This is a genomic window from Clostridium sp. CTA-19 (genome assembly GCF_054767855.1).
In genome coordinates this window covers 44682-53284 of the sequence record NZ_BAAABH010000024.1, presented here as the reverse complement: position 1 = coordinate 53284, position 8603 = coordinate 44682, and the positions used below count along the sequence as shown (strand labels likewise).

The following is an 8603-nucleotide window of genomic DNA, read 5'->3' as shown; positions in this document are numbered from 1 at the left end:
GAAAATTATGTAAGTAACTATAACTTTAAAAGAATACATTCTTCAATTGATTATAGGACTCCAAATGAGTTTTATAATTTAACAAATAGTAATTTTAAGAATAAGCTAGTAATTAGCATTTAGAGTCCACTTTGAGGGGGCCAATCCGTGGTTCAAACTGGACTTTAGTCCAGTTTCTTTAAATTAAAGTGAGTAAAATTCAACTAGATAAAGTCCGTTCGGATAATTATTATTAAATGAAGAACAAATATAAAATAATTGCAACTTTGAACTTCTTAGTATATAATATTTCATAAGATGCGTAGCATCTGTATGTACAATACAGAAATAAACTTCATAGAGATGATATTTTGTTCGCTAAATGTATTGTCAAAAAAACCTAGCAAATCCCCTACTTGCTAGGTTTTTAATTTTGAAAAAATTTAAAATACTGAATAATTTCATCGCTTCTAGGAAAACTAAAGGGGTATTATGTTTTTTTAGAAAGGGAGCGATATAGCAATGAAGAAAAAAATTTTATTTGGGTTAGTGGTAGTAACTACTGCGGTTACATTAGGTTCTTACAAAGTTGTGTTAGCTAAAGATAATTTAGTTAAAGGTAATAATCAAATTGAAATGGTATACACTTTAAATTCTAACCCAGTTGAGGAATTTAAAGTTAACTCTGCAAAATTTAAAAATTCTAAAGAGTTAGAGATAGTTTTTTCAGAAAAAATAGATAAGGATTATATTTTATATAAAGATGGAAGATTAATTGGTCAAAATATGGCTATAACATTAAAAGATGGCAAGGGTAAAGAAAATGTAAAAGGCAAGCTATCAGAAGATGGAAAGACAATTATAATAACTAAAATTGATGGTTCTGATTTTGATGGAGAATATGTTATAACTTTAAGTAAAGATATTAAATCTGCTACAGGAAGCCCAATTGGGGAATTTACAATGAATTTATCAGTAAAAAAAGAAGCTAATATGAAAGAGCCATCTGAAAATGATAATAAAAATGAAAATGACAAAGAAAATAAAAATGTAAAAGAAGAAGCTAAAAATGAAAAAATTAATATGATTAAAGAACCTAGAGTTACTCATGGTAGTGAAAAGAATAAAAATGTCTTTGTAGCAAAGTTTAAAAAAGAAGTTAATGATGAATCACTAACTAAAGAAAATTTTAAAGTTATGAGTAAAATGGGTAAAGAACTTCCTATAACTTTAAAAAAAGAAGGTAAAACTGTAATAATTACAGTAGAAAAAAATTTAGTTGAACCAGATAAAAATGGACTTATAAAGATATGTAATGTTAAAAGTATAGATAATGAAATGTTTAAAGAAAAGCTTCAAGAAGTTGAATTGATAGGAAACAGTAATTCTTTATCAACAAAAACAGAGGATGGAAAAACTGATGAAAAAGTTGAACCAATTGAGGAGATAAGATTGGAAAAAGAGAACTCTAAAGAAGATAGAATAAAAAATAAAGATAATAAAAAAGAAACCATAAACATAGAAGAGAATAAGGAAGATAAAGAAGACAAAAAAGAAACTATAAACATAGAAGAAAACAAAGAAGATAAGGAAGACAAAAAAGAAACTATAAACATAGAAGAAAACAAAGAAGATAAAGAAGACAAAAAAGAGACTATAAATATAGAAGAAAATAAGGAAGATAAAGAAGATAAGAAAACAATAAATATAGAAGAGAAAAAAGAAAATGATAAAGATAAGACAGAAACAATAAATATAGAAGAAAAAGTAGATGAAAATAAAACAAAAGAACATGAAAAAGAAACTTTAAATAAAAATGATGAACTAAAAAATAAAAAAGAAAAACCTAATCCAAAAGAAATAAATAGTAATTTGAAAATGAAATAATACATATAAAAAACACTCATATCCTGTAGAAGATATGAGTGTTTTTGTAAATTGACAAAGGGCAACTTATTTAGAAATTGATAATGGACAATGGACATTTGACAATGATGGAGGAAACTGGACTACCAGTTTCTTTGAATTAGAGGGAGTAAATTTTGAGTTTGAGATATAAAACTAACTAGAGTTAAATTCAAAGTTTACAACCGTAACAAATGGGACAGGCACGACTAATATAGCTCCATAAAATAGCGAGCAGCTCTTTAAATTTAGTTACCATAAGTAAGAAAAGTTAGCCAGTCCCCAGGTAGCTACTATGTAGCGTAGTTGTTCGGGACTGGTTTTAAATTTTTAGATAGAAGTATAAAGTTAGAAGAGCTTTAGAGAGTTAATAGTTAAGAGTTAACAGTTAAAAGTTCAGGATGAAAGTGGCAACCACTTTCTTTTAAATTAGAAGGAGTAAAATTTGAGTTTGAGAAATAAAACAAATTAAAGATATATTCAAAATGTAGAGCCGTAACAAGAAGGACAGGCGTACCAAAGTATATTTTCCATAAGTTATTTTCACAGTGAAATCGAAAGATTATCAATAAAACCTAAAGCAATTAAAGCCGGTCCTTTAAATAGTTAAGAGTTCAGGATGAAAGTGGATCACTTGTTTCTTTGAAATAAAGTAGCTTTGCTGCGTAGAGGTTTGGGACTGGCTTTGTGTTATTAGTTGAAATATATAAAGCTAGAAGAGCATCAAGTGTTAGCCAAGAAAATAAATTTATCGTGTCTGTCCCATTTGTTATGGAGCTAAGCCATAGTTTATTGCTTACTTAGATTTTGTTATTAGAACTAGGATTAAAAATACGTTTAGTATTACTATGAAAGAAGAGAATAGTAATAACCACAACTGTTAACTATTCACTCTTAACTGAAAATATGTAATATTTTTAAAGTGTGCAGCCGTAACAAGAAGGACAGGTTCATTTAGTTGTACCACCATAAAAAACTCTAGTACTCAATAAAAAGGCTAGATAAAATAAATTACCAAGCAAAGAACCAGTACTTGAGCTGCAAAGCAGCGTATTTATCAGGTACTGGTTCTTTGCTTATTTTGTTATGGAAATGGAGTATTTGTGGAATCTACAGTTAAGCGAAGAAAATAGCCATAAATGAACCTGTCCCACTTGTTATGGAGCTAATACTGTAAGGATTTGATTGCTTAGGTGTGCTGCTAAAACTAGTGATGGGGACCGACTTTGAGTATCATTGGAGAAAAACTAAAATCAACAAAAGTATCAATTCTAAAGTATAGGAAAGTAGCCAATTACGCGTCTGTCCCTCTTGTGATGGAGGTAGAACTTAGAGATATTGCTTGCTTAGTTGAGATAGGTAGTTTAAAAAATTGACAATGGACAAAGGGCAATTAATTAGGAATTGACAATGGACAATTGACATTTGACAATGTTGGAGGAAACTGGACTGCCAGTTTCTTTGAATTAGAGGGAGTGAATTCTAAGTTTAGGATGTTAAATTAAACAAAGTTAGATTCAGGGTTTGCAACCGTAACAAATGGGACAGGCACGACTAATATAGCTCCATAAAATAGCGAGCAGCTCTTTAAATTTAGTTACCATAAGTAAGAAAAGTTAGCCAGTCCCCTAAAATAGTTAAGAGTTAGGGGCGAAACTGAAATTTGGTTTCTTTAAAATATAATATTTAATATTGGAATTTTGAATTTCGGAGGTATTTTCAATTTATAGTGAGTTTTGTATAAAATTTTCTATAAAAATTCCGATAATATAGGGTAAGAATTAAATATTAATATAAATACTAAATTATTTAATTCTTAAATAAAGAGGTAGTTTTACCAATGGGGGGATTTGATTGAAGAAAAGAAACATATTGGCTATGATTTTAGCTGGATGTTTAGTTTTTTCTAGTGGTACAACTTTTGCATCTACACAAAAGTATGTATTAGCAGGAGAAAATAGATATGAAACAGCAGTCAAAGTTAGTGAGTATGGTTTTAATAGAGCAAGTAATGTTGTACTAGTAAATGGAACATCAATAGCGGATGCATTATCGGCAACACCTTATGCAAAGATGAAAGATGCACCAATACTTTTAACAGAAAAAAATAGTTTAAATTTTGATACTAGAGATGAAATAAGAAGACTTAAGGCTTCTAATGTCTATATTGTAGGTGGAAAAAGTGTAGTTTCAGATAGTGTTGTTAACGATTTAAAAAAACTTGGATGCAATGTTTATAGAATTGCAGGTTCAGATAGATATGAAACTTCATTAAATGTAGCTAAGGAAATGGACAAGAAAGAAGATATAAGTGAAGTTGCAGTTGTAAATGGCATAACAGGATTAGCAGATGCATTATCGGTAGCATCACCGGCAGCTAGTAGACATATACCTATAATTTTATCTTCAAGAGATGACTTATGGCGTTCAGAAAAATGGATGAATGATGAAAAGATAAGTAAAAGCTATATTATAGGTGGAAAGGCAGCTATTTCTGTTGATGTAGAAAATAAACTAAATAATTCAGAGCGATTATTTGGCCAAAATAGATGGGAAACCAATGCAGAAGTTTTAGAATATTTCTTTAATACTAATGATTTATACAATGTTTATTTAGCTAAAGATGGTAGCTTAAATCAAAATCAATTAGTAGATGCATTAGCAGCAGGTTCAGTTGCAGCTAAAGAAAATTCACCAGTTATATTGTTGGGTACAGAGTTACATGGTACTCAAGAAGAATATTTAAAATCAAGAAACTCAAAACTCTTAACAGAAGTTGGATATGGACTAAATAGAAAGGCTGTAGAAAAAGTAAACTTTACATTGAATTTTAAAAATGTAGGGGAAACAGAGGTAGGATTTATAGATTATAAGAACTGTGAGCAAATTCAAATACATTTTGGTTCACCTATAGATGAAAATACTGTTATATATAATGGAAAGTTAAAAAGAGATGTAATAGATATTTCTGCAACTGATGACCATACAATAGAAGGAGATATTGATGGCTTAGATGAGTTTTATGCAAGACTTGAAAGCGATAAGAAAACTTTAACAATAACAAGAGATATTAGTAAGGGAAAAATATTTAATGGAACTTATGATATAAGAGTATCTGATAAGGTGAAAACAAAAGATGGATTATCATTAGAGCCTTATGTGGAAAGGCTTAGAATAGTAGATCAAATAGCACCACAGGTAGAAAGTGTTATTTATAATGATACTTATGGAGAATTAACAATAAACTTTAGTGAACCTATTAAAAAATTTCCTAATATAACTATAGACGGAAAATATGTAACAGAAGATCAAAATGTATCTTTTAGTAATACTAAAGATAAAATTGTATTAAATAGAAAAAAATTAAATGAACTTGAATCAATAGGTAAGACTGTACAAGTTGCAGTAAGTGGGGCAACAGACTATAGAGGATTAGAAATGGTGAGATACAATCAAAATATTAGACTTGTAAAACCTAGCGAAGAAAGAAAAGTTGAAAGTGTAAAACTAATTAACTCTAAAGAAATGGAAATAGTATTTGCATCACCAATAAATGTAAGCACAGTTTTAGATGGAAATGGGAAGATATTAAAAAATAATATTTCTATAACTTCTGTAGGAGATAATAAAACAGATAGTAATATAGATTTTAGTGATGAGTTATATGGTAAGTTATCGCCAGATAGAAGAACACTAGTTATAAAAAGGGATTTTAATAATAATAAATTTTTTGAAGGTAAATATAATGTTTTAGTAACAGAAAATGTTGTAACTACAGATGGCGCTAACATAGTTAGATATAATGAAACATTGACATTGAAAGATTCAAAGAAACCAGAAGTTACATCAATAAGATATGATGAAAGAACTGGAGAAATCATAATAAGATTTTCAGAACCTATAAAGGATAAACCAATAGATAAAGAAAATTATCCAATAGCCAATGTAACTATGACTGGTGGTTATATTAGTAGAAGTATTACGTTTAAATCAAATGAAATCACGTTAGATACATTAACTAGAGATACTGCAAGAGTAAGTTATGAAGCTATAAAAAGCCATGGATTAGTTAAACCTGATAAACCAAATGGTGAAGATTATGAAATATCAGTTGAAAAAGCTGAAGACTTTGCAGGAAATGTCCAAGAAAAATATGGACCTGAAAAAATTCATATAAAACCTATAAATGAAGGTTTTAAAGTAGATAAAGTAGAGATATATACAGATAAGTCGGGACATAGGGGAGATGGAGAAAATATATTTTTAGTTTATTTTAATGAAAAAATAAACACACCATCTTTAGAAAGTTTTAGTCTTAGTGATGACAATGGAGAAATTGCTAAAAAAGCTACAAAAATTGACTTTATAGAAGATGAAGCAAACAAGGTAAAGAACCTTATGGTAGCAAAAGTTACATTTGGAGATGGTACTGTAAATGTAGGAAATACAAATGGTGGTAAACCAGAATGGGATGCTACTTTGAATATTAATAATATAAAAGCTCAAAGTGGAAGAGTTTTAAAAGAAGCTAAAGGAACGGTAACTGTGAGAGATAATACTGCGCCATATGTGGTAGAGCAAAGATATGAAGCATCAACTGGAAAATTAACTATTGTATATAGTGAGCCAATGCAATTTGCATCAAAAAAAGAGTTGGAAGAAGATGGTTATTTTACTAAGAAATATAAAATGACATCAACAATTAATGAAACTAAATATGATAATCATGATATATCAGAAATACCTACTGTAGATATAAGTGCAGATAATAAAACTATAACCTATACGTTTAATATATCAGATAAATTTAAATCTATGATGGCAGGAAAAGATTTGAAACTTCAACACATGGGGTATGAAAAGGATAAAAATGGTGTTGAATCTGAAGAAGGAAAAGCGAATGAAATAACTAGAACAGAACTTGATATAGCCTATATAAAGACTATTCAAAAAGGACATGATAATGTGTTAGAAATTTGGTTTAGCGAAAAACCAAGAATGTATCATAGTAATGTAGAAATTACATTAAGTGACAATACGGCTATCAATAAATCTATTAGTATAAATGATAATATCGTAACAGCTGTTATAGATAGAAGTACAGTAAATGAGCAAAAAACAGCTTCAGTAATCGTTAAAAATGTTGTTTCAGCTGAAGGTAGAAAAGAATTAGTTAATGAATATAGTACAGAGGTTGAATTAAAAGAAAATATGGAAACAGAACTTGAAAATGCAACTTATAATTATAATAATAAGGAACTAAGTCTTAAGTTTTTAAAAGATATTGACCAAAATACAATTAAAAATTTATTTAATTCTATAGAATTTAAAAGTAGTAATAAAGGAAGTCTGGCATATTATCCAGATATAGATAAAGATAAAATAAAAAACAATAATGGCTTTATAACTATACCTTTAAAAATTGGGAATAATGAAACATCTCAAAGATTCTTAGAATATATGATGACTGCTGAGAATATTACTTTAAATCCAAGAAAGTCTTCATCACCGATATTAGATGGACGAGGATGGGAGATTAAGATTAAAGAAAAAGGTGAAAAACCAATTGAATTAGATAAACAAGGAAATTTCAGTGTAGATGAAATAGATAAAGGTAACACTACATTAACTGAGGCTAAATTTTACAAAGATGATAGTACTTTAGAGTTGATATTTAATGGTGATATAGATGTTGATAGTAGTGATTGGAATAAAAGGATGTTTAACTCAATTAAATTTTTCACTAGTAAAAATAATATATTTGTATCTACAAATGGAAATTATCCTAAAATAAGTAGTCCAAGCAATTTAGAAAATACAAAGGTTGTTACTATGGAAATTGAAGAAGGTGAATTTAAAAAATATATTGAAAGTGGAACAGTAAAATTAAAAGCTGAACCAATATTCTTTATGAATGAAAATAATAAATATTCATTTATAAAAGATATAAATGAGAAAAATTTAAGAGATTCTTCAGATATTACATTAAAGGTATATGAAAGTATGCCAGAAAAAGAAGAAGGTAAATAAAAAAACATAAAAGTACCTAAGTGATTTGTCATTTAGGTACTTTTTGTTGTAATTAATGACTAGAGAGTTTGAAAAATTTACAAGAGACAAAAGACAATTAGTTAGAAATTGACATTTAACAATGGGCAATTAAAAAAATTAAGGATTAAAAATTATGAATTAAGAATTGAAGAGGAAAATGGAGTTTAGTCAGTTAAAAGTTAAGAGTTAATAGTTAATAGTTCAGGATGAAACTGGACTGCCAGTTTCTTTGAATTAGATGGAGTAAAATCTGAGTTTGAGAGATGAAACTAAACAAAGCTAAATTCAAGGTATACAGCCGTAACAAGAAGGACAGGCGTACCAAAGTATATTTTCCATAAGTTATTTTTACAGTGAAATCGAAAGATTATCAATAAAACTTAAAGCAATCAAAGCCGGTCCTAAAATAGCAGCTTTGCTGCGTAGATGTTTGGGACCGACTTCGAGTATTATTGGAGAGAAACTAAAATCAACAAAAGTATCAAGCCTAAAGGATAATAAAGTAGCCAATTACGCGTCTGTCCCTCTTGTGGTGGAGGTATAACTTGGAATATTGCTTGTTTAGTTGAGGTAGAGATTTTTAGAAAATTGACAATGGACAAAGGACAACTTATTTAGGAATTGACAATGGACAATTGACATTTGACAATGGTGGATGAAACTGGAGT

General features: G+C 28.7%; 2 protein-coding genes. Both read left to right on the top strand.

Going from position 1 to position 8603, the window contains the following annotated elements:
- Positions 1–501: 501 nt before the first annotated feature.
- Complete coding sequence (locus ACYUE0_RS13165; RefSeq protein ID WP_460270938.1) at positions 502–1866, top strand: Ig-like domain-containing domain; 1365 nt, start codon at positions 502–504, stop codon at positions 1864–1866.
- Positions 1867–3738: 1872 nt separating this feature from the next.
- Complete coding sequence (locus ACYUE0_RS13160; protein ID WP_460270937.1) at positions 3739–7914, top strand: cell wall-binding repeat-containing protein; 4176 nt, start codon at positions 3739–3741, stop codon at positions 7912–7914.
- The last annotated feature ends 689 nt before the right edge of the window (positions 7915–8603 follow it).

Excerpts from the sequence above, each read along its gene's own strand:
- ACYUE0_RS13165 (WP_460270938.1), top strand. The coding sequence starts at position 502 with ATGAAGAAAAAAATTTTATTTGGGTTAGTGGTAGTAACTACTGCGGTT.